Annotated in this window: 17 protein-coding genes; 12 read left to right on the forward strand and 5 right to left on the reverse strand. The window is 43.9% G+C overall.

What is annotated here, in order from left to right:
- Window positions 1-301 precede the first annotated feature (301 nt).
- On the forward strand, window positions 302-2,290 hold the full coding sequence (locus tag MHI27_RS10600; RefSeq protein WP_405176204.1) for a GTP-binding protein: 1,989 nt from the start codon (window positions 302-304) through the stop codon (window positions 2,288-2,290).
- Between the two features lie 15 nt (window positions 2,291-2,305).
- On the opposite strand, the gene MHI27_RS10605 is transcribed toward MHI27_RS10600, so the two are convergent.
- On the reverse strand, window positions 2,306-2,644 hold the full coding sequence (locus tag MHI27_RS10605) for a helix-turn-helix domain-containing protein (RefSeq protein ID WP_042126439.1): 339 nt from the start codon (window positions 2,642-2,644) through the stop codon (window positions 2,306-2,308).
- A 152-nt stretch (window positions 2,645-2,796) separates the two neighbouring features.
- Here MHI27_RS10605 and MHI27_RS10610 point away from each other — a divergent pair, with 152 nt between their 5' ends.
- Window positions 2,797-3,708 (forward strand): DsbA family protein, encoded by a 912-nt coding sequence (locus MHI27_RS10610; RefSeq protein WP_405176205.1) that lies wholly within the window; start codon window positions 2,797-2,799, stop codon window positions 3,706-3,708.
- A 54-nt stretch (window positions 3,709-3,762) separates the two neighbouring features.
- Here MHI27_RS10610 and MHI27_RS10615 read toward each other — a convergent pair whose 3' ends face one another.
- On the reverse strand, window positions 3,763-4,278 hold the full coding sequence (locus MHI27_RS10615) for a TetR/AcrR family transcriptional regulator (protein ID WP_405176206.1): 516 nt from the start codon (window positions 4,276-4,278) through the stop codon (window positions 3,763-3,765).
- Window positions 4,279-4,376: 98 nt separating this feature from the next.
- On the opposite strand from MHI27_RS10615, the gene MHI27_RS10620 reads away from it, so the two are divergent.
- Window positions 4,377-5,201 carry an SDR family oxidoreductase gene (locus MHI27_RS10620; protein ID WP_405176207.1) on the forward strand — a complete coding sequence of 275 codons (825 nt, stop codon included), beginning with the start codon at window positions 4,377-4,379 and terminating at the stop codon, window positions 5,199-5,201.
- A gap of 162 nt (window positions 5,202-5,363) precedes the next feature.
- Here the strand turns inward: MHI27_RS10620 and MHI27_RS10625 are convergent, their stop codons facing one another.
- Window positions 5,364-6,260: a helix-turn-helix domain-containing protein gene (locus MHI27_RS10625; RefSeq protein ID WP_405176208.1), complete on the reverse strand. Its 897-nt coding sequence runs from the start codon at window positions 6,258-6,260 to the stop codon at window positions 5,364-5,366.
- A gap of 141 nt (window positions 6,261-6,401) precedes the next feature.
- On the opposite strand from MHI27_RS10625, the gene MHI27_RS10630 reads away from it, so the two are divergent.
- The 5 genes from MHI27_RS10630 to MHI27_RS10650 all read left to right on the forward strand — a co-directional run bounded on the left by MHI27_RS10630 (window position 6,402) and on the right by MHI27_RS10650 (window position 10,121).
- Entirely contained in the window at window positions 6,402-7,022 is a 621-nt protein-coding gene (locus tag MHI27_RS10630; protein WP_042186958.1) for a DapH/DapD/GlmU-related protein, read from the forward strand.
- Window positions 7,019-8,371, forward strand: coding sequence for an MATE family efflux transporter (locus tag MHI27_RS10635; protein ID WP_042186961.1), 1,353 nt, complete (start codon window positions 7,019-7,021; stop codon window positions 8,369-8,371). The genes MHI27_RS10630 and MHI27_RS10635 overlap by 4 nt, the downstream gene beginning before the upstream one ends.
- A 28-nt stretch (window positions 8,372-8,399) precedes the next feature.
- Window positions 8,400-8,783, forward strand: a complete 384-nt coding sequence (locus MHI27_RS10640; RefSeq protein WP_405176209.1) for a VOC family protein — start codon at window positions 8,400-8,402, stop codon at window positions 8,781-8,783.
- A 12-nt stretch (window positions 8,784-8,795) separates the two neighbouring features.
- Window positions 8,796-9,443 (forward strand): sugar O-acetyltransferase, encoded by a 648-nt coding sequence (locus MHI27_RS10645; protein WP_405176210.1) that lies wholly within the window; start codon window positions 8,796-8,798, stop codon window positions 9,441-9,443.
- A gap of 195 nt (window positions 9,444-9,638) precedes the next feature.
- Entirely contained in the window at window positions 9,639-10,121 is a 483-nt protein-coding gene (locus MHI27_RS10650) for a DinB family protein (protein ID WP_042186968.1), read from the forward strand.
- A 132-nt stretch (window positions 10,122-10,253) separates the two neighbouring features.
- On the opposite strand, the gene MHI27_RS10655 is transcribed toward MHI27_RS10650, so the two are convergent.
- Both MHI27_RS10655 and MHI27_RS10660 read right to left on the reverse strand, forming a co-directional pair.
- Window positions 10,254-11,864 (reverse strand): response regulator, encoded by a 1,611-nt coding sequence (locus tag MHI27_RS10655; RefSeq protein ID WP_405176211.1) that lies wholly within the window; start codon window positions 11,862-11,864, stop codon window positions 10,254-10,256.
- Window positions 11,865-11,894: 30 nt separating this feature from the next.
- Window positions 11,895-13,673: a sensor histidine kinase gene (locus MHI27_RS10660; protein ID WP_405176212.1), complete on the reverse strand. Its 1,779-nt coding sequence runs from the start codon at window positions 13,671-13,673 to the stop codon at window positions 11,895-11,897.
- Between the two features lie 352 nt (window positions 13,674-14,025).
- On the opposite strand from MHI27_RS10660, the gene MHI27_RS10665 reads away from it, so the two are divergent.
- The 4 genes from MHI27_RS10665 to MHI27_RS10680 all read left to right on the forward strand — a co-directional run bounded on the left by MHI27_RS10665 (window position 14,026) and on the right by MHI27_RS10680 (window position 24,055).
- On the forward strand, window positions 14,026-15,369 hold the full coding sequence (locus MHI27_RS10665) for an ABC transporter substrate-binding protein (protein WP_405176213.1): 1,344 nt from the start codon (window positions 14,026-14,028) through the stop codon (window positions 15,367-15,369).
- Between the two features lie 72 nt (window positions 15,370-15,441).
- On the forward strand, window positions 15,442-16,380 hold the full coding sequence (locus tag MHI27_RS10670) for a carbohydrate ABC transporter permease (RefSeq protein ID WP_076283100.1): 939 nt from the start codon (window positions 15,442-15,444) through the stop codon (window positions 16,378-16,380).
- Between the two features lie 15 nt (window positions 16,381-16,395).
- Window positions 16,396-17,235, forward strand: a complete 840-nt coding sequence (locus MHI27_RS10675; protein ID WP_405176214.1) for a carbohydrate ABC transporter permease — start codon at window positions 16,396-16,398, stop codon at window positions 17,233-17,235.
- Window positions 17,236-17,392: 157 nt separating this feature from the next.
- Window positions 17,393-24,055 (forward strand): S-layer homology domain-containing protein, encoded by a 6,663-nt coding sequence (locus tag MHI27_RS10680; RefSeq protein WP_405176215.1) that lies wholly within the window; start codon window positions 17,393-17,395, stop codon window positions 24,053-24,055.
- Window positions 24,056-24,093: the final 38 nt, after the last annotated feature.

Genomic DNA, 24,093 nt, shown 5'->3' on the forward strand with positions numbered 1-24,093 from the left:
GAATTCTCGTTTAAAATGAAAAACCACAAAAACTTACTATTCATTGAGCCGGTAATCCTTTCTGTTAAGGGTTACCGGTTTTTTATAAGTTAATAGGGACATGATCATCATCTCAATAGCTTGTCTAGTGTCTTTCTTGCATATTATTCTAGCTAAATCCTTCATCGAGGATGGTTATGTCATTGGATATTATGGATCTTCGGGCGTTATCGCATGCTGTAGGTGGTGAGAGATTCTGTACAAGCTACTAGATTTCGGCTACGATTCTTATATAACAGATTGACTGAATGGATGGTAGAATATGTATTGTAAACTGTCAGAAGCATCACCAATCACCATCGGACTGCTAGCACATGTTGATGCCGGCAAAACCACCTTCGCAGAGCAGCTCCTATACCATGCTTCCGGAATTAAGACTCGGGGGAGAGTCGATCATCAGGATGCCTTTTTGGATAGTCATGAGATGGAGCGGGCACGGGGGATAACGATTTTTGCTGACCAGGCGGTGATGAAATATAACGAACAATCGTATCAGCTCATTGACACACCGGGGCATGTCGATTTTTCAGCTGAGATGGAGCGCGCTTTACAGGTCATGGATTATGCGGTAGTCATCTTAAGTGCTGTGGAGGGCATTGAAGGGCATACTGAGACGGTCTGGCAATTGCTACAGGAATATGGCATACCCACTTTTATATTTATTAACAAAATAGATCGTACCGGTGCTGACGTCCAGCGTGTGCTAAAAGCGTTAAGGCAGCAATTTTCGCCGGATATGTTGTATTTGGCAAAAGGTCTAGATCAGAGCGTGCTGCCTGAAGAGGTCATTACCGCCGTTGCTGAGCGAGATGAAACCTTGATGGAGGCATATCTCGAAGACAACATTTATCCTGGGCAGGTGTTGGCTACGCTGAAACAAATGGTTAAAGAACGGGTGGTTTTTCCCGTTATGAGTGGAGCAGCTCTATTGGATCAGGGGATTGCGGAATGGATGCAGACGATGCAACTACTAATGGAATCGACTTATGAAGTAAACGCAGTGTTCGGGGCACGAGTATATAAGGTGCGTCATGAGCTGCAAGGCACGCGACTGACTTTTATGAAGATATTAGCTGGAAAGTTACGGGTACGGGAGGATCTCTGCTATAGCACTTCAGAACATGAGGAGTTAAGCCAGAAAATCACTTCTATTCGTATCTATCATGGGGGGAAATATACTTCATGCGATGAGGCCTCCGCGGGACAGCTTGTTGCCGTTACGGGCCTAACTGATGCAGCCATTGGACTGGGTATAGGTAATCATTCAGATCAAGTAGAATCCCGTCTTGTGTCAGCGTTGAAATCCAAAGTTGTATTCAATTTGGGGATATCATCCAGAGAAGTGCTACGCTATTTCATGATCCTGCAAGCCGAAGACCCTACGCTGCAAGTGACATGGGAGGACAAGCTGGAGGAGATTCATGTTCATGTGATGGGAATGATCCAGCTAGAGGTACTTCAGCAGGTGGTGTTAGACCGTTTCCAGCTCAAGGTATCGTTCTCCAAGCCAGAGATATTATACAAAGAGACGATCGCAGACATTGTGATTGGTTGTGGGCATTTCGAACCTCTTAAGCATTATGCAGAGGTGCATCTCCGGCTTGTGCCCTCGAAACGTGGTGAGGGAATTACATATCGCAGTACATGCCATGTGGAGCAGCTCAGCACAGGGTACCAGCATCTCGTCGGTCAGCATTTACTTGAAAAGGACCATCGTGGAGTTCTTACCGGCTCTCCCGTCACCGATCTGTATATAACGCTTTTAACCGGGGCAGCGCATCAGAAGCACACTCATGGCGGTGACTTTCGGGAGGCGACACTGCGGGCACTGCGGCAGGGATTGGAGCAAGCGAACAAAATTCTACTGGAACCCTATTATCAATTCAAAATCAAAGTCGATGCAGAGCTCATCGGACGCGTAATGTCTGATATACAGCTGGCCCATGGTGAATTTGATCCGCCAGAAATGCTAGGTGAATCGATGTTTATTCAGGGACGTGCGCCTGTCGCGACGTTCATGCATTATGCAGTAGAGCTTGCTTCATTCACGAAGGGAAAGGGAGCAATCTCGATGAAGTTAGGCGGTTATCAGCCATGTCATAACCCAGAACAGGTCATCGCAAGGATTGGATACGACCGCAGCGCTGATCCTGAGTACACCTCCAGTTCTATGTTCTGTGCAAAGGGAGCGGGATATAGCGTTCCTTGGGATGAAGCGCCTTCGTATATGCATTTGGAGATTCAGGAATAGGAGTGAGAAAGCATTCTAGGAATTATCCTTCACCCCAATATTTCTTTGTCCCCATTCAACAACGGATTCAATTAAAGGCACTAATTCTTTTCCAGATGAAGTCAGAGAATACTCAACTCTTGGTGGCACTTCGTTATACTGCTCCCGATGAATGATTCCATATTCTATAAGATCCCTCAGTGAGTTGGTTAAGGTAGTCCCTGTTATTCCATGCAGTCTTCTTTTTAACTCGTTATAGCGTATGTTGTCGTTCTCACTTAGAATGGCTAGGATCGGGAGGTTCCACTTTCCGCTGATTACATGGAATGCAAAGGTTGCAGGACATAATTGATCAAGTCTAAATTCGTATTTCATACATAACTCCTGTCCAATAGTATTATTAAAGATACTTAGTATTAAAAATAAACGTACTTGTTTGAATTTGTATTGGTATTATAATACTCCCATACAAAGAACTTCTACAAGAGGGCACTTTCTTTGATTCTCCAGCGAAAGGTGATTTATATATGAATAATTCAAATATGATGTGTGACGTTAAAACCGGTGTCTGTGGGCCAGGGGATGAAGAGCAAATGAAAATGATCGACTTTAATCTACAGTCCCCCAAAATCACACTTTACTATGCAACAGATCCGATCTGTTCCCACTGTTGGGCGCTTGAGCCGGTACTCAATCGTTTTATTCTGCAGTATGGTCAATATTTTAACGTGAAGACGATTATGGGTGGTTTGCTTTCTAGCTGGCATGGTTTTGCAGATGTCTCCAATGGCATTCAACAGCCTTCAGATGTTGCGGAGCATTGGAGAGAAGTCGGTTTACATTCACGTATGCCTATCGATGGTTCTTTGTGGAAAAATAATCCGATTCTTTCTTCGTACCCGCCATCTAGAGTATACAAGGTTATACAAAATATATATCCGGGTAAAGAAAATGAGTTTTTGCGTCAGGCAAGAGAAGCTGTATTTGCCTTCAATCAGAATATTGGAGAGGAGAAAACATTAGTTGATATAGTCAACAACATTGGGCTAAATGGCGAAGAAATAGTGGCGAATGCTGCTCTTGGGTCGGCACAAGATTTGTTAGAGCAGGATTTTGAGTTAGCAGGCAGACTTGGTGTAAGTGGATTTCCAACCATTATCTTGGTGAATGAAGAAAATAAAGGTGTTAAAATTGTGGGGGCACGATCATTAGAAGCCTATGTCGACGGACTTCAACAAGTTTACAATGGTGATGTAAAAGCTGGAAATGTTCCACCTCTCTCTGAACTTATCAAGGAAGGAAACATTTTGTTCTCCAAGGAAATTGAAGTGTTGTATGATATTGAATCTAGTGATATGGAGTCATTTATAGCCACGGAAATGATAGAGGGGTCATACAGTATTAAGCGTATTTTAGGTGAATCATACGTCGTATCTTGATTATAATGAACGAAGCCAGTAAGCCAAAGGTTACTTTGGAATTACTGGCTTCTTTCAAGTTAATTTCATTTTTAAATTATAGGTCCAATCGGTGAACCCGATTTTCAATAGCTTTTCCGCTGCTTCCCCCGGACTAATTACGAAATCATTCCTCACCCAAAAACTTAGGTATCCTATGGTGCCATAACTAGCGAAGATTGCATAATCCTGATCTCCAAAGGCACTCAATAAATGCGCCGCCAGCTGATCAGACAATTTTCTGATTTCATCTGCATTACCAAATTCAATCACATAAAATGAGCGATATTTTAAAATATGTCTACATAAGAAATAAGGGGTACTTGGTGTGTCTTTTAATAAAGAGTCTTGTTTGTAAAAAGATAAAAATAGGTCATTAAGAGTTTTTCTCACATACTCCATTAGTTCAAACTTATCAGTGAAATGCAAATAAAAGGTAGAACGAGAAATCTGTGCTCTTTGAACAATTTCTTTTACAGAAAGATCTTGAAAACTTTGCTCACTTAACAACTCTAAAAATGCTTCACATATTGCTTCTTTTGCTGTTCTCAATTGTGACACTCCTCTAGACATTTATATCGAAATTGTCTCGTTATGGCTTTAATGAAAGCGATTATAATACAATCAAATATGATTTTGGAGGTTGCGAAATGACAAAATATGTGTATGTAATCACAGGTGGATTGGGTGGAATGGGGAAAGCAACTGCTGAAATCGTTGGGAAAAAAGGGACTGTTCTATTAGCAGATATATCGGAAGAACGCTTGATTCAAACGAAAGAAGAACTTAATGCAAAAGGTATTACAGAAGTATACTACCAAACCGTTGATATTACTTCAAAAGAAAACGTTGCTGCTTTAGCGAAAAGAGCGTCTGAATTAGGTACGTTAAAAGGGCTAGTACATACAGCGGGTCTTTCCCCTACAATGGCGGATTCAAAGCGGATTACAGCAGTTAACCTAGTCGGTACAGGTATTGTGTTAGAAGCGTTTCTACCACTCGCTACAGAAGGAACTGCAGTTGTTTGTATCTCTTCCATGAGTGGTTATATGGCACCTCGTCAAGGCCCTTATGTGGAAGTATTAAAACAACCATTAGCAGAAAATGTCGTGGAAACCATGGAGCAATTTGCACAAGGGAACTCAGGAGCAGCTTATACGCTATCTAAATTGGGTGTGCAATTAATTGTTGAAGATCAGGCATGGGTATGGGGAGAAAGAGGAGCCCGCATTACGTCACTATCACCTGGAACAATCAATACAGCAATGGGTCGCCAAGAAGCAGATAAACAAAAAGAGATGAAATTAATGCTTGATATTACACCGTTACGCCGCGAAGGCGAAGCTTCTGAGATTGCAACAGCTATTGCATTTTTACTGAGTGATGATGCTTCTTATATTACTGGCATTGACTTACGAGTAGATGGTGGAACCGTTGCGAACATTGAAAAAGCAAAAATAGGTGTGGAAAATTAGATTTGGCAGAATATTAGTGAAGTAGATTTCCGAATTGAAAGAAGCCAATAACCCAAGATATCTTTGGAATTACTGGCTTCTTTGGCATTCGCGAGGGTGGATTTGAGATCGCGAATGCCAAACCGAAAAATAAGCTATTCTTGGGAAGCGCCCGTCAATAAGTTAATTTGAATGGGAAGGTGTTCGAGATTTCTTTCGGTAATTCTGAGGCGTCAATCCAGTCTCATTACGAAAAACTGATGAAAAATAGCTCGCACTTTGAAATCCGCAGTTCATCGCAATTTCACTAATCGATCGATTAGTTCCTACCAGCATCTCGGAGCTCTTTTGAATACGATATCGCACTAGGTAAGTATTAGGCGTTTGGCCAATGTATGTGCCAAACAACTCGCAACATCTGCTCCTGCAAACAGACCCAGCGGTAGCGATGTCATTCAGGGTTACTCTAAGGTCAAAATGATGATGAATAAATCCCGTCATTTTCCAAACGGCAATCCATGACTGGTCATCATTTATCTGCCCAGGAACCCTCTGTATATGATCTCCGACGTCTGCACAAAGTGATGTAGCCAGTGAAAGAAGGCGTAGTGGGTTGCAGGGAGTGCTGTTCATTTCTTCATAAATCCGATGTAAGGAATGCAGGATGTCCTTTCCCCACGTGCTTTGCGAAGTAATCATAATATAGTCTTCAGTATTAGAACCGAATTTCTCATCCCAATATACTTTGCCTACATGTGTGTTTATTCCGAGTAGTGAAGGATGAACAGCAACGACAATGAATGTACAATCCAATTTATTGGAGGAGAAACCATAATGCATACGCTTGCTATTAACGAATATTCCGTTACCTCGTTCAATCAGTACAATTTCTCCGTTTACAAAATACTCCATCTCCCCATCTAGCACTAAAATAAATTCCAAGTCCGGATGCCAATGGCATGCTGCTGCATATTTATCGAAATGATTAAGTGCTCCTTTTCGTACGTATAGTGGAAAATCAGGAAGATTATAATTTAGTTCTTCCGATAAATCAGAGAATACTTCCAGCTCTGCACTCACAATCACATCTCCCTCAAACAAAATACGATTTTAATAGAATTATATTTGATTTCGGTGGATAGGACTACTAAGAAATTATACAATTTTGATATTGCTCGACAATAATACAAAATCCAAAAGATATTATAAGGAGCCAGAAATATGACGATGAGAGAACGTATTGCCTCCGGTAAACTATTTACTGATTACTGTGAAGGACTGCCTGAAGACAGACTACAGGCAAAAAGAAGAATGCATGCCTTTAATATAACAGCGCCAGATAATCTAGAAAAACGTACACAACTCATGCAAGAGATATTTGGTAAAGAAACAAAGGTGTGGATCGAGCCGCCCTTTTACTTTTGCTATGGTACGAACATTGAGATTGGAGATGGAACGTACATTAATTTTAATTGTAATTTTGTTGACGACACTAAAATTATTATCGGAAAAAATGTTATGTTCGGTCCATCTGTAACGATTGCTACAGTGGGACATCCAATCCATCCAGATTACAGAGGATATATGTATGCTGATCCGGTGAAAATTGAGAACAATTGTTGGATCGGGGCGAATGTTACAATTTGTCCAGGGGTCACAATTGGAGAAAATACCGTTATTGGTGCCGGCAGTGTTGTAACAAAAGATATTCCGGCTAACTCTATTGCTGTTGGTAATCCATGCAGGGTGATGCGCACCATTAATGAACACGACCAAAAATACTATTACAAAGACAAAGAGATCACTAAGGAAGATCTGGATGAAGAAGCACGTTTGAGATGAGAGATAAGCATTTCAATCGTCAATTGCTTAATTTGGTCATTCCGATTGCTTTACAAAACCTCATTTCATCGTTAGCCGTGACAATAGATATATTCATGTTAGGTTTTATAAACCAGTCTACAATGTCTGCTGTATCGTTGGCTGGGCAAATTACATTTGTTTTAACACTGTTTTACATGGGATTGGCAGCAGGTGTAGGGATTTTGACTGCACAGTATTGGGGAAAGAAAGATTTAATGACAATTGAACGAGTCTTTAGTATTGGATGTACGATGTCTATTATTATATCCGCTATCTTTTTTGGGATATCGCTGTTGATGCCGGATCAATTAATGCGATTTTTCACAAATGACGTCGAGTTAATTCAATATGGATCGAGTTTCTTGCGAGTGATCTCGTTCTCCTATCTGATAAGCGGAATATCTCAAATGTACTTTAGTGTCATTAGAAGCATGGAAAATGCCCGTGTGAGTGCCTGGATCAGTTCTATGTGTCTTATATTGAACATTCTCTTGAATGTAATAAGTATTTTCATACTTTATCCGGGTAATTCAGAAAAGGCTATAGTGGCAGTTGCTTTCTCTACAGTTTTGGCACGTATCGTTGAATTTGGTTGCTGTATCATCCACTCGATCAAATCAAATATAAAGTTTAGGTTACCTTTACGTGACATGGTTCAGCGTAATTTGATTAAGGATTTTTTGAGGTATACACTACCCGTCCAAGGAAATTATATTGTTTGGGGATGCGCATTAACTGTGACATCTGCAATTATTGGACATATCAATGCAGATATGGTCGCTGCAAATTCAGTTGCCTCGGTCGTTAAGAATCTGGTCATTGTATTATGTGGAGGTATTGCAAGTGGTGGCTCCGTACTTGTTGGTAAATATCTAGGCAATGGCGAAATTGAAATGGCTAAAAGAGCTGGGAAAATATTAAATGTATATGCTATCTTGTTTGGCATCGTTGCAGGTATTACTTTGCTATTACTGAAGCCTATAGTGTTTCTACTTGTTAATTTGGATGATCAAGCACAAATATATTTGAGTGGAATGCTTCTTGTCTGTGCTTATTGTTGTATTCCGAAATCGATAAACTCCACGACGATTGGAGGAATATTTGTTGCTGGAGGAGATTCTAGATTTGGCTTTTGGTGTGACACGATTGTAATGTGGGGCATCATATTACCATTAGGATACATGAGTGCGTTTGTGTGGCATCTCTCCCCTCTAACGATATTTATTATCATCAATTTAGACGAGGTTATTAAAGCCCCGATTGCCTTAATGCGTTATTTTAAATTTAAATGGCTTAACGATATTACGAGGAATTATGTTCAAAACTAATACATGTAGGGACGGAAAGGAGATTTTTATGAAAATTGAACATATTGCTATGTATGTACAAGATTTAGAAAGCTGCAGACAATTTTATAGTCAATTCTTTAATGCGAAGTCAAATCGACAATACCATAATCCCAAAACGGGATTAAGAACCTATTTTCTCACATTTGAGGGCGGCGCGAGATTGGAGATTATGAGCAGACCGGATATGGTAGAAGGAGTTCATGATCTCTTGCGGACGGGCTTAACTCATTTTGCTTTCAGCTTAGGCAGTAAGGAACAAGTCGATCTGCTAACCAAGCAATTGGCAGAAGCGGGATTTAGAACGTTAAGTGGACCACGGACCACAGGTGACGGATATTATGAAAGCAGTATTTTAGGGCCAGAAAATATTCAAATTGAACTTACTGTCTAAAAACTAAAAGAGGTGAACAATTTGACAGAAGAAGAACGAATATTCAAAGGGATATTATACAATCCAGGTAACATAGAACTAAAGCGTAAAAAGCTTCTCGCCCACAATTTGAGTAGTCAATATAGCCGAACATTTGAGGATCAGACAGAGGAGCGGGAAGCGATATTGTCACAGTTACTTGATAGCATAGGGGAGCATTGTTTTATCCAGGGTCCCATTTTTTTTCATTATGGTGTTCATACAAAAATTGGTGATCATTTTTTTGGAAACTATAACCTTACAGTCCAGGATGATGCACAGGTTACGATAGGTGATCATGTGAGTTTTGGACCTAATGTAACCATCGTTACGCCTATTCACCCATTCGTTGCCTCCGAGCGTAGACAAATGCTTGATCAAAATGGTGATGCTGCGTCTTTATGCTATGCTAAGCCTGTTAGCATTGGTAACGATGTTTGGCTCTCAGCAAATGTAACTGTATGTGGAGGTGTTACGATTGGTGATCGATGCGTAATAGGTGCAGGTAGTGTCGTGACTCAGGATATCCCAGAAAATTCTTTTGCTGCAGGTGTACCGTGTAAAGTAATCCGTAAAATAACCAATTTGGATAGCATGCGCCATAAACCGGAAATACTTTCAGATTGCGATTTAATCGAGTAGAAATGTAACATCCCAAACCATAGACCAGATTTTATTATGCGAAAATCATGAATACTCTGAAAGTCCCCTTTTTCTCAAGTTAAGTGAAAAATACGTGGGTCCTTTATATTATTTGTAACAGGACCTGTGACAGGTTATAATTTAATTGGTATGACTAAGTAATCGTTATTTAACGACCAATAAAGGGGATTTCAAATGTACAGAACAGTTCAAGATTTTCTAGGAGAATGGGCAAGCGCTTCTGCAGGGACAATTCGCGTTCTTGAATCACTTACCGATGACAAATTAGATCAGGTAATTGTTGAAGGTCACAACTCATTGGGATGGTTAGGTTGGCACTTGGCAACCTGTCCGATGTTTTTTGGTGGTCAGGTAGGGTTAACACTTACTCCAGTAGGCAATCCGAAGGAAGTTCCGGCTCATGCGGCTGTGATTGTTGAAGCGTATAAGAATATCGCGGCTAATATTGCTTCTGAGGTTGAGAAATTAACGGACGAGCAAATGGTTGAGAGTGTACAGACTTTTGCTGGATTAATGCCTCGTGGTGCAATGCTTAGATCGCTTATAGATCACCAGACACATCATCGTGGTCAAATGACTGTTCTCTTACGTCAAGCAGGTCTTCGTGTACCTGGCGTAATTGGTCCTACTCGAGAAGAACAAGCTCAAATGAAATAGTTACTTGTGTTTACGATAAAAATCTCGTTTCCTAGATATTTGTCTTGGAAACGAGATTTTTTGTTGTCGGAAGGAGTGTCACTATTATTGCTAAAGAATGCTGTTGCTTTTTGGAGGGGCCGGCGATCACTATCAGCCTGCTTCAATTTGTTGCATATATTCTCTGGGTGAGATCCCCGTCACTTTCTTGAAGACCTTACTGAAATAGAAGGCACTTTCATAACCGAGTTTTTGGGAAATTTCGTAAATACGACCTTCACCGCGCATCATCATTTCCTTGGCCACAGTGATTTTAGTCTCCGTGATATATTCTACATAATTGACCTTAGCGACTTTGGAGAACAGATGGCTCAAATAGTTTGGACTGAAATTGAAGACATCTGCTACTTGATTCAGTGAAAGCTTAGTGCCGAGATTTCTTTTGATGTATTCCTGGACATTTTTGACGATTTGTTCTTTATAGCTTTGTCTTCGAGTAGAGAGAATTTCCGAGCAGCCATCACGGAACTGAATCAACCAGCCGGCGATCTCTTCAATTGTATGCATCTGATAGATGGCCCGGTAGCCTTCCGGTTCATTTTCAAAGATATGCTCTACAATGTTTTCTCCATCCGCAAGAAGCGAAGTGGCCATATACAGAATATTGCAGGCAGCATCAGTGGCGGGCACCAGTAAGTCAGATCGGTCTTCGAAGATTTCAATCATCTTGGAGATGATGGTGTATAAAGCAAGGGTATCTAGTTCTTCAAAAGCACGGCGGATTTCCGAACGAGATTCAGAGAAATCAAACAACGGATGTTCCTGCTCTAGAGGTTCATTCTCATCGAAGAAAACAAAAGACCGTTCTTGCACGGCAACTGGCAATGCCTTTCGAGCTGCTAGGTAGCTCTCCCGCATTAAATAAGGGTCCTCGACGGCAAACCCTATGGCACCAATAATCGTTACATTGAAATAGTTATGTAATACGGATGCCATGTCGGTAAGTTGCTTCTCAATGTCAGACATCCAGTGACGGGGATTGACTTCGGGGACAGGTAGAGCAACGGCGAAATTACGTAAGTCAAGACTGGTGACATAGCAGGGTTGTATAGAAGTAAGCGTGTCCTTTGCCATTTGTACAGTGCTTGAGCATAAGGCAACCAGCTTATCTCCACGGGGAGGGACAGTGTCTGGGCCTAGAATGCGGCAAGTACAGACCAGGTAGGCGGGCTCGGAAAACTCTAACGCCAAATCCTCTTTCTGCAGGAGATACTGGTTCTTATTCTCGAACAGGTTATTAAACAGACGGATGAAGAATTTATCACGCTGCGCCTGAAGGTTGCCGCGGTGAACAAGCTTTGGGTAGCTTTCCATCGTCTGGTAACTCTCTAGAAAGGAAATGGCCTTTCGGATGGATTCGGCCAGTGCTTCCGGAGTAAGTTCCAGCTTTACTAGATAATCCGTGGCCTGCACCTCTATAGCTGCGCGTGCATATTGAAATTCTTCATAACTAGTCAACATAATGAATAGCGGAAGTCGACCATATTTTTGGCGTATCGAAGCGGCAACCTCTAAACCGCTCTTAATTGGCATTTTGATATCGCTGATTACGATGTCCGGGCGGAGAGTGTCAATCATCTCTTCTTCTTGGGCACCGTTGTGCGCGATACCGACAATCTCTATATTATATTGCTCCCATTTCAGCATAGATTGCAAGCCGATACAGACAAGAGCTTCGTCGTCGGCAATTAATAATTTAATCAATTTGACCACATCCTTGCTAGATTTGCCATTCTACTCTTTTTGTATAAATGGTAGAAGGATTTTCATTAGAGTATACTGGCCCATTTCACTCTCAATCGAAAGACCGTAATTCTCCCCAAAGGCTAGCCGTAAACGCTCATTTACACTATGGAGTCCAACATTCTCGAAAACTCCCCTAGTTCCATCCTCCGATTCACACAGAATGGTGGAGATTTGTTCTTCCTTCATGCCTACACCGTTGTCTTCAATCGTGACCAGGATATCGGCAAAGCCGCTTTTTTTCACCGTGATGAGAATATCTCCTCTACCTTTGGGCTCGATGCCATGGAAGATAGCATTCTCAACCAGAGGTTGTAACGTGAAACGGGGAATCAGGCCGGAGAGCAGTTCCTCATCTTCAATTTCCTTCACCATCGAGACTGTACTGCCATACCGGTATTTCTGAATCAGAAAATAGTCATCGAGCAGGCTTAACTCATCTTTCAGTGGCATTAGTCTCCGGTTGTCTTTGGCGATGCTCCGCAGCAGTCTGGAGAGTGAAGTAGTCATTTCTGCAATGCCGGTAGCATTCTGAATCGTAGCCATCCATTTGATCGAATTCAGTGTGTTGTACAAGAAGTGGGGATTGATCTGACTTTGCAGCATCCTGTACTCTAGCTCCTGTTTCTGCTTCTCGTCAGCGAGCCGGCTATCCATGAGCGCAACAATGTCCTGTGATAGGCGGTTGATACCTCGACCAACATCACCTAGTTCACTGTTCCATTCGATATTGCGGTCCAGCAAGAAGTTGCCCTGGGCAATCTTATCAATTCGCTTCTTTAATTTCTCTACCGGGAGACTGATGTTACGGGTTAAGTACAAAGTAATAATGCCGCTTAAGACGATGACAAGTAAACAAACGCCAAGCATTACCAGAATCCATATATTTGCTTTGGGAGCGAATTGATCATTGGATAAGGTCTGCGACAGAATCACTCCACTCCGCACGGGATAAGAGACCACAATTTGGCTTTCTTCATCCTCCAGCTTGATCATGGACAGCTCGGTTTGTGGACCGACAGGCTTATCATCGGTATAGGCCACAGGTTCATACGGCGTAGTCATTGCAGTCACTTTATCGCCAATGAGCTGATAATGATGATTGCCGAGCGTCAACAGCATTCGGGAATTCTTAGGCAGGGAATACCCCTTCAACTTGTCGGTAATTAAGGAGGTATTGGCGAGTAAGTAGACCGTTCCAATCCGGGCAGCCCCATCTCCGTAAATAGGTAGAACAAAAGGAATTCCGTTCGTGGTGGAGAGCGGGTCCTTAATTACTTGTTCCCACTGCTCCACAGCATCTTTATTTAGTCCGGGAATTTGACCTATATTGTGTACAGTAAGTGGAATTGAAGTGCTGACGGAATTATCCACCTGCAGGAACTTTCCGTTGTTACCCGTAACAATCAAGCGGCGGACATAGCCGTTGGAGCGATTGATCCGAAAGTCCTCCTGCATGGAGTTAAATACATTAACAGCATCCTTGGCGCTTGCCTTTGGAGATACAAAATAATCAGTGAGTAATGTATTGGTGGACGAGTTGGTGCTATTGGTCATCGCTAATGAGGAGAGATTAATCAAATCTTGTTCAATAATATGGGAAACTAGCTGCAGGTTGAACTCAGTCGCCTGGATGGTTGTTTTACGCTGATAATAGGTAATCAATTCATAGCTGAAAAAGGATAACAGAGCGGCGATTAGTAGCGCAAAGATGGTCATGATCAGAATAATGCGGCTCTTAATGGTTGATTTTCTTACCGTATTGAACACTCCTCTACAAAATGCAGAAAAAATATAAAGCGGTTTCAAAAATATCTTTCAATTAATGCATGTTCAAAGTTAATCTTCTATTTATAATATGCTTAACTAGTTTACCGATATCCATATTAACACCATAGCATATTCCTGTGATTCCATACAGTGGACGGCAGAGGAGCTGAGAAAATTACATGTTTTAAATAGGATTTTACAGGTTTGAAGCAAGGAGGAAGAGAAGAACAAAGAAAAGTGAATGAACTGAGTTTGAAAATACATGCCATTCTAGATGGGAAAGTCTTAAACTTTGAAATAGATCGGATGAGCCGATCAGTGTAAACAATCAGAAGGAAAAGGGGATTTTTATATGAAATTGAAAAGATTCTATGGCATGACTTTTGCCACAATACTCTCCCTAAGTGCGCTAGCCGGATGTTCCGGTAATAACAACAACGAAGGCAGTGCTGCAACAGCTGCTCCAGAAACGGGAAATACTGCAAACGCTTCCGCTGAACCGAAACAGGATCCTGTGACCTTGAAATGGGCATTGTGGGATTGGGAAGCCACAGCATACTATCAGCCGTTGATTGATGCCTATAAAGCTGAGCATCCGAATGTAACGATCGAATATGTCGATCTTGGTTCCACTGACTATATGACAATGCTAAGTACACAGTTGTCCGGTGGTGCAGATCTGGATGTTCTTACGATTAAGGATATTCCTGGATACTCAAACCTTGTGAAACAAAATCACTTGGAGCCGCTAAACGGATTCATGGGAGACAAAAACATTGATCCATCCGTCTATGGCGGTACTGTAGAACAGATCGAAGTGAACGATGAAGTGTATGCGCTTCCTTTCCGGAGTGATTTCTGGGTTGTCTACTATAATAAGGACTTGTTCGATAAAGCGGGAGTGGAGTATCCAAGTAATGATATGACATTCGACCAATATGATGAACTTGCTAGAAAAATGACCTCCGGCAGCGGTTCTGAAAAAGTATACGGAGCCCATTATCATACTTGGCGGAGCGCGGTTCAATTGTTCGGTATTCTTGACGGTAAGAACAACGTTGTCGGTGGAAACTACGATTTCCTGAAGCCAACCTATGAACGGATCTTGAAAGAACAGGAAGATGGTATCGTTATGGATTACGCCACACTAAAGACTTCAAGCACGCATTATTCCGGTGTGTTCTACAACAATTCCGTTGCGATGATGAACATGGGCAGTTGGTTTATCGCGACTCAAATTGAAAAGGTGAAAAGCGGCGAGTCCCAATCGACCAACTGGGGAATCGTGAAATATCCTCACCCGGATGGTGTGGAAGCGGGTACAACACTGGGTACAATTACTTCCCTCGCTGTAAATCAGAAATCCAAAAATAAAGAAGCGGCACTTGATTTCATGAACTTTGTGACTGGTGAAGAAGGTGCTACGGTCATTGCTTCCACCGGAACCATTCCAGCGATTAAGAACGATGAAGTTATCAGTTCCATTACTTCGATTGACGGTTTCCCTACGGATGATAACAGCAAAGCGGCACTGACTACGGTTCAGACTTATTTGGAAATGCCAATGCATGAAAAGAGTGCGGACATTGAAGTAATTCTAAACGAAGCCCACGATAATATTATGACCAAAAACGCTTCGATCGACGAAGGCTTGAAGGATATGAATACGCGCGTACAGCAGCTCTTGAACAATTAACCTGAAGAGAGTTGGTGAATTCTAAGGGCGGGTGAAAGCCCGCCTTTTATAGAAAGGTTTGGAGGAGAAAGAATGCAGAACGAAACCATATTGGATACAAAAAAAATTCCTAAACGTCATTTGTCAAAAGGTGTCCGGGAAAACCTGGTAGCGTACAGCTTCATTGCGCCGAACTTTATCGGATTTGCCGTGTTTACACTAGTACCCATGTTTTTCGCCTTTATCCTAGCTTTTGTGAAATGGGATGGGGCCAATCCAATGAAATATATCGGATTGGACAATTTCACCCGGCTTATTAAAGATACAACATTTCATAAAGCATTATGGAATACCATTGTTTACACTATTGGCGTAGTACCGTTCACCATGATTGTTGCACTGGCGCTGGCGATTTTGCTTAATCAGAAGATCATGGCCCGCAATTTCATGAGAACCGTATTCTTTTTCCCATATGTGGCATCCTTGGTAGCCGTTGCTGCCGTATGGAACTTTATCTTCAGCCCTACGATGGGGCCGATCAACAATATTTTGCATACCCTTACCGGTATCCCACTGGAGGATCTTCCCCGCTGGGCGGCGGATAAACACTGGGCGATGTTCACAGTAATACTGTTCACTGTGTGGAAAAACATGGGTTATTACATGGTCATTTACTTGGCAGGTCTACAGGGGATCAACCCTGAGTTGTATGAGGCTGCTGAACTTGATGGTGCTAACGCCTGGAGAAGATTCCGCAATGTGACGGTCCCTCAACTGGCGCCTACATCCTTCTTTGTGCTGATGATTCTAGTCATCAATTCGTTCAAAGTCTACGATATTTTTATCAACCTATTTGCCGGCGCTGATAACCAGTTGAACGATTCTACAAGGGTTATGGTTTATCAAATCTACAATACGGCGTTCCGTTCGCTTGATTACGGATATGCCAGCGCCATGGCCATTGTATTGTTTCTGCTGGTACTTGGCATCACCATCGTCCAGTTCCGCGGCGAGAAGAAATACGGACAATAGGAGGATTCAAAAGATATGGTGGGTACAAATAAAGGGATTAGAATCGGCACGATGGTGCTAGTGTATATTTTGTTGTTTGCTACGGTGCTCTGTATGCTTGTTCCGTATATATGGATGTTGTCATCTTCGCTCAAGCTGAACAAGGATGTGTTTTCGTTCCCGATGCAATGGATTCCGGCGAATCCGCGCTGGGGAAATTTCGTGGATATCTGGACCCGTATTCCACTGGACCACTTCATTTATAACACGGCGAAATTATCAATTATCGTAACGATTTTGCAGCTATTGACTTCAAGTTTTGCTGCGTACGCATTCTCCAAACTGCAATTCAGAGGGAAAAATGTTTTATTCCTTGGATATATTGCTACGATCGCGATTCCTTGGCAGGCATATATGGTGCCGCAATTTATCTTGATGCGTTACATGGGACTTAACAATACCCATCTGGCAATCATTCTATTGCAGGCATTCTCGGCTTTCGGAGTATTTCTGATGCGCCAGTTCTATCAGGGAGTCCCAGATGAATTATGCGAGGCGGCCCGAATCGATGGCTTGAGCGAATATGGGATTTGGGCGAGAATTATGCTGCCACTATCCAAGCCGGCTTTGTCCACCTTGACGATTTTTACCTTTGTTGCCACTTGGAATGACTTCTTGGGGCCGATGATTTATTTGACGGATACGAAACTCAAGACCATTCAAATTGGACTACGAATGTTCATTTCGCAATATTCTGCCGAGTACGGTCTGATAATGGCTGCAAGTGTGGTTTCCATTATTCCGGTTGTGATTGTTTTCTTGGCACTTCAGAAGTACTTCGTTCAAGGCGTCGCAGCATCTGGTATTAAAGGCTAGACAGGTTTGAACCTGGCAGTTGCAGTTTTCGCATGCTGCCAGTTTTTTTTTAGCTTATCAATGAAATGAATGCGCTTTCTTTGTTTGCTTGGCGATAAAGTCAAATCAAGCATGAAACATGCCGAGAGACCATTTATAGCAAAAGGAGGATTAAAGAATGAGCAGAAAAAACTCCGTTAGAAAAAAGCTATTCTCAATGATGATGACCACTGCGCTTGTAGTTGGAATGTTTCCGGCACTCCATATGCCATCTGTATCTGCGGCTACGGTGGATACTATTTTCGCAGCCGCCTTTATGGGGGCGAAGACATCTGCTGACACTACTTTGCCTGCTAGCATTGACATTGGAGGCCAGTCTGCGACTGTGAAATGGAATATAGGTGAAGATACCTTTGCCGTTCCTTATGACACAGTGACAGTCACGGGTACAGCGAATGGTGGGCCGGTTGTTGCCAATGTAGAAGTTATTCCGCCTTCAAGGAATCCATTGGTTTACTTTGTGGATAGCGGCAGGGGGGGCGATTCCGTAGGTAATGGTCCTACTTCTTCGCCACTGTACGAAGCAGTCAATACGCTGTCCGGTAGCGCGTTGCTCAACCAGTCACCAGATCAGAAATATATCAGCGGAACGACTGCCTGGGGATTTGATGATTCCATAAACAAGGTGAAGAACTCCAAAGACGGAGGACTTACCGATCCTGCAACTGATCCATCCATATGGACAGTAGGACTTCGTGCCGACCCTACTAGCAATCATATTGTATATAAATTAATGGCTCCAGAAGCTGGAACCTATACACTCAGTAGTGGTTTCCATGATTGGTATGGCAGCCGCACTCGAGTAATACAGCCTCAGATCGAATATAAGGATACAAATGGTGCAACAAAGACGATCTCGTTTGCACAATTCAATACTAATGTGACTCCGCTTATTTCCGGCGAATTCACTATTCCCGGTGATATCGACGCTAGTAGCCCTATGACATTGACCTATGCGTATGTTTCCGGTGAGAAACCTATCTTGAGCTGGTTCGCCGTTGCCAAGGGCGGGATTCAGAAAGAGATCGAAGATGCTCGGCAGAACGCAGCTTCCATGGTCAAGGTTCTATTCGACGGCAACGATATTAAAGCGGACAATGTCAACGGCCTAACGTTCAAGGGATTTGGCGTACTAAGTGCCAACAGCACCAGTGCTCTTTTGATGGATTATAAGGCTGAGCACCCGGAAGCTTACGTAGAAATGCTGCGGATTCTGTTCGGTGGAGAGCATCCCATTATGACGCATGTAAAAATCGAGATGGGCAATGACCGTAACAACTCTACCGGCCCGGACCCGGCTACTATGCGTACGGCTGATGAAGAAGCCAATGTCACTAGGCATCCCGGATTCCAGCTTGCGGCTGACGCCAAGGCTACGAATCCGGATCTCAAGGTCAGCATCCTGCGATGGAGTGCTCCGGCCTGGGCAAGCAACAACGATAAAATCTATACCTGGTATAAAGATACAATTCTTGCTACTTACCGTGAGTATGGCTATATGGTCGACTACGTCAATCCCCATATCAACGAGCATACGCCGGATTTGACCTGGACCAAACAGTACGCTGAGCGTGTTAAAACAGATAACGAAGGTTTTGCAAGCCCAGTAGAGAAAGCGCTCTATAACCAGATCAAAGTTGTGATCTCTGATGAAGTAGGGATTGGTTCATTTGGCGGCAGTATGGTAAGCGATGCTTCTCTAAGGGATGCGGCTCCGATCGCCGGATATCACTATAACACTGACGACGACAGCGCAGGCAATTTCAAAAAGCTCGCAGAACAATATGATATTGAAGTATGGAACAGTGAGGCGCAGTCCACCTTCAGTAACTCTGCCTTCCGTCCCAACAATAATGTGAAGGACCCTACAGTGGAAGGAACCGGCATCGGCGGTGTTGGCAGTCCACTGGAGATGAGCAATACGATTATTAAAGGATTCGTCAATTCCCGCCGGACGCACTTTATTTATCAGCCGGCCATCGGCTCCTTCTACGAAGGTGGACAATATTCGTTTAAGGAACTACTTAGCGCACGTGATCCGTGGTCGGGATGGATTCATTATGATGCAGGTCTTGTTGCTCTGCAGCATTACAGCTGGTTCGCCAATGTGGGCTGGGAGAACGAGGATAATACGGCAGGGATTTGGAGAGCAGTTCCTAAGGCTAGCTCCACGGGTGCGACAGGCACTAACCCTGTTAGCGGTCGCAACGGTTCTCCTAGCTATATGACGCTTGCTTCACCTGACAGAAGCGATTTTTCAACCGTTATCGTGAACGATAGCGAATATGCCAAAACCTATAAGCTTCAGACGGTAAATATGAACTTTGTGGGTAATCCCTCATTGGAAGTATGGGAGACTCGTGCGGCAGACGCGGGTGAAGCTTTCAACAGCAATTATATGAAATATCTCGGGGATGTCGCTGTTGATGGCAGTGGGGTTTATACCATTCATGTCAAACCATATTCGACATTGACTGTGACCACTCTGAAGAACAAGGACAATGAGGCGTATCAAACACCGTTACCTGTAGAAGGCGACCGCATTGTGCTTGATACCGACGCCACAGGTAAGATTCAAAATACAGCGGACAATATCCTGTATGCCGATGATTTTGACTACTCCAATCAATCCGTTGTGAAGATCGGGGCAGGTGGGCAGAATGCTGGCACCCAAAGTTATATAGAATCCCGCGGCGGCTCTAAAAGTGTGATACCGCGCTATACGCATGACCGCAACGGTGCATTCGAAGCGTATCTTCCGGACGGTTCTGACAACTATGTTCTGCGCCAACAGCTGGATACGGAAATTATGGGGCTGGGTGGCACTTGGAACGGTGGAGATCCCGTAACAGCTATAGGTGATAACCGGTGGACAAATTACAAGGCCAGTGTAAATGTTTCGTTCGAGACGAACAGTACGCAGGGCGGAGCCAATTATGCTGCGATTGGCGCACGGTATCCAGGAGGCGGCAGCTCTCACACTATAAACGGCACACCTTATGTACTGAAGTTCTGGTTTGACGGAGGTTGGCAGCTGCTGGTCAATAATAGCGCAGTAGCGAGTGGCAATGTAGTGAGCGGTTCCGGTGGAGTAAAGCTGGATGGATTTAACACCGCACATGATGCCTGGCATAACATTGCCATTCAGGTTGCAGGTGATAAAGTGACTGCCTATTTGGACGATGTGAAACTGGCTTCTTATACTGATCCGAACCCTGAATTGTCTGGTCGGGTAGATTTAGCCAGTGGATATTATCATGTTCGTTTCGATAATCTGAAGGTCGAGACGATTGACGGCTATACGCCATACTATTCCGAATTACTGGATAATCTTGAAATGTATGATCTGGCTGCTACACCAAACCCTAAATTAAAATACGGCGGTTTGTGGAGTCATCAAAACGGGGCTGGTATGTATATTTATCAACGTTCCCTATCTACCAGTCAAGGTGCAGATGCTACGATGGAATATTCTTTTGAAGGCACCGGGTTAGATATTCTGGGACCGAATAATGGATCGGCTAAGTTAGAAGTGACTGTTGATGATGATATTGTCACACTGTCAGCCGATACGATGGCCTCTAAAGAACTCTACCAAACGTATACGCTTCGCGGACTTAAATATGGACAGCATAACGTTCAGATAAAGGTATTAAGCGGTACTTTGGTTGTGGACGCGGTGGCCGTTGTTTCCGGTGAAGTAAAAGGTGCAGCGGACACAGCTGCTCTTCAATCAGCGGTAATAGCGGCGAAAGAAGTTACCAAACTGGATGAATATTCGGATAGAGACTGGCAGCTTTTTGCAGTTGCACAGAACACCGCCCAAGAAGCACTAGACAATGCTGCTGATTTCAGACTGGATCAGGAAGGAGCTGTGCAACTCGCGGGACGTCTGATCTCTGCCCAGAACCAATTGACAACAGGGGATATACGGGAGCTTGCTGCTCCTCAGGATATTGCCACTTATGTCGGGAAACTGCCGAATCTTCCAGATAAGTTGGAGGCTACCCGAGAAGATGGATCCAAATTGCAGGTGTCTGTGAAGTGGAATTTAGACGCGGTCAGCTTCAACACACCCTATGAAAGAGTAGCTGTAACCGGCACTTATGGCAATCTAAAAACCACTGCTAATGTGGAAGTAGTGCCAGAAGGTCTCGTGTACTTTTTGGATGTCGGTGTTTCGGCGGATGTCGTCACACCACCCTATACGGTGATCAAGAATTTCGTGGGCGACAGCCTTCTGAATAGCACCGCGGATCAACTATCAACAGGCGCTGTGTGGGGTCATATCAATACAGGGGCAAATTATAATCTCAAAGGGCTTGGCGGTGCCGTGGTTATCACGGATAAAACTCAGACAGGTGTCTACAGCTCGAATACAAAGAATACACCTCTGATCTACACCCTCCCTCTGAGCGCAGGAAAGTACACGATTACATCGTTCCATCGGGACTGGTGGAATATGAGCAACCGCACGATGGATATCACGCTTAGCTACACTGATGCTGAAGGGAAGACAGTGAACGAAACGGTCAAGACCGGTGTACTCGCAGGTCCTAATGGCGTCACGATCACTCATAACTTTACGCTGCCGGTGAGCGGCGTCGTGAAATATTCGATAAACAATACGAATAGTCAGGCATCTGTGATCAGTTACTTAGCAGTGGCGAAGGACAGGGTCAGCATTGTCAATGAGCAGGCTGTAAACGAGGCTAAAAGTATTATAGAAGGTGCTGCATATAGCGTGCAGAAGGAAACAGCTAACAGCGAAGATGGAGTCCGGACCTGGCTGCTCCAAACGATGAACGGTTTAATCGGGTTCAGTGATACGGGGGTTACGATGGGTGATATCACCCTATCTTCGTTCCAGGAAGCTACTGATGACACAGCAGGCAGCTTCAGCTTCACAGTATTACTGAACAAGGGCGAGGCGAAGGCAGAAGCTGCGGCCAGCGGAACGATTAAGCTATCGGAGCCAGATATGAAGCAGCCGGAGATTACCTTGATAGGTGAAGCCATAGTCAATCTGCAGATCGGTTCTGAATATACGGATGCCGGAGCCACTGCGTTTGACGACCAAGACGGTGATATCACAGACCGCATCAATACAACGGTCAGCAGTGAAGTGTATGGTCTGACTGAGTTAGATACAACGCAAGCGGATATCTACACCTTCCATTACAATGTCAGCGATGCCGCAGGCAACGCGGCTGCGGAAGTCACCCGAAAAGTAATCGTATCGGAAGATCCAGATGTACTGAAGCCGGTCATTACACTGCTTGGTGAACCATCTGTTCAACTGGACAATGGTGCAAGCTATACAGATGCCGGAGCCACCGCAATGGATAACCGCGATGGCGATATTACAGAACGTATTGTGGCGACGATTACGAAGGATGGAAATCATACGGAGACGCTAGATACCTCATCAGCAGGCACTTACATTTATCATTATAATGTGAGCGATTCCGCGGGCAATACGGCTGTTGAAGTTATAAGAATAGTTACAGTGGGAGAAGCACAGCAACCGCCGACTTCAACACCAACGGTAGAACCAACACCGACAGTTGAACCCACAGCAAATCCTACACCAACACCTGTACCTGAAGTAACCTCAGGGCCGGTGTCGACCACAACACCGACGGTATCGCCAACACCAACACCGCTACCGCAGACCACGCGTATTCTTAACAGTGACGATTTCACGGCTCCGGTTGGAGGGGGAATAACAGTTCAGCTCACAGATGCTACTGATTCCGTACTGCTTCCTGTGGGAGTGTCAAATATTATCGGAGTGAACACGCTGCGTCTCGTATGGAATACATTTGCTATCCAACTGACCCCAGAAGCGCTAAAGAGTATCCAGGAGAAAGCTGCAGGAGGTCAAGTGGATGGAGCACGAATCAAACTCTCGGCCGTGAAGGCATCCAGAGTTGCCGTGGAACAGCTTATGAATAACCCAGCTGTCAACGGCTCGGTTCAGTTATCTGCTGCAAGTGATGTAATTAACTTCAGTTTGGAAGTTATTAGTACGAATGGCACTGCCGTACCGGTAACCCGTTTTGATAAGCCACTGACGCTTACCTTCATATTAGATTCAGATTCCAATCCTAATTTGCTGGGCATCTACAATATAGCCGGGAACGGAGCTCTTGAATTTATGGGCGGAACGCTAGCTGATGGAAAATGGAGTACGGAAATACAGCATTTCAGCCAGTTTGCAGTCCTAGAATATGACAAGACATTCTTGGATGTCAGTACGGATAGCTGGGCGAGGGATGTTATTAAGACAATGGCGGCTAAACATATTATCCAAGGTATTTCCGATACTGAGTTTAATCCGGAAGGGAAAGTGACAAGAGCACAATTCGCGACCATGATTGCAAGAGCGCTAGGCTTAGAGGCAGGAAGTCATTCAACGTTTATTGATGTGGACTCCAAAGCTTGGTATGCAGAGTACGTTGCAGCCGTAAGCGAAGCGGGCATAGTGCTCGGACGTAGTTCGGATTCATTCGCACCGGACCGCAGCATTACCCGCGAGGAAATGGCCGTAATGATCGTTAGGGCTTATGAATATTTACAAGGCAGCAAGGTAAATGAAGTTTCAGCAGGCTCGTTCAGTGATTATTCCCTGATTCATGACTGGGCACAGAAATCAGCAAGTTTCGCTGAGCAGGCAGGGCTGATAAAAGGACGCGGCAATATGCAATTCGCACCGCAAGAGATGATGACCCGTGCCGAAAGTGCGCAAGTCATCGCCAATCTGCTGGGATATTTGTAAGCCGCACTTCCATGAACCTGGCAGCTGCATTTAGCGGG

This window comes from Paenibacillus sp. FSL H8-0261 (assembly GCF_045040645.1).
In the GTDB taxonomy this organism is placed as follows: Bacteria; Bacillota; Bacilli; order Paenibacillales; family Paenibacillaceae; genus Paenibacillus_AQ.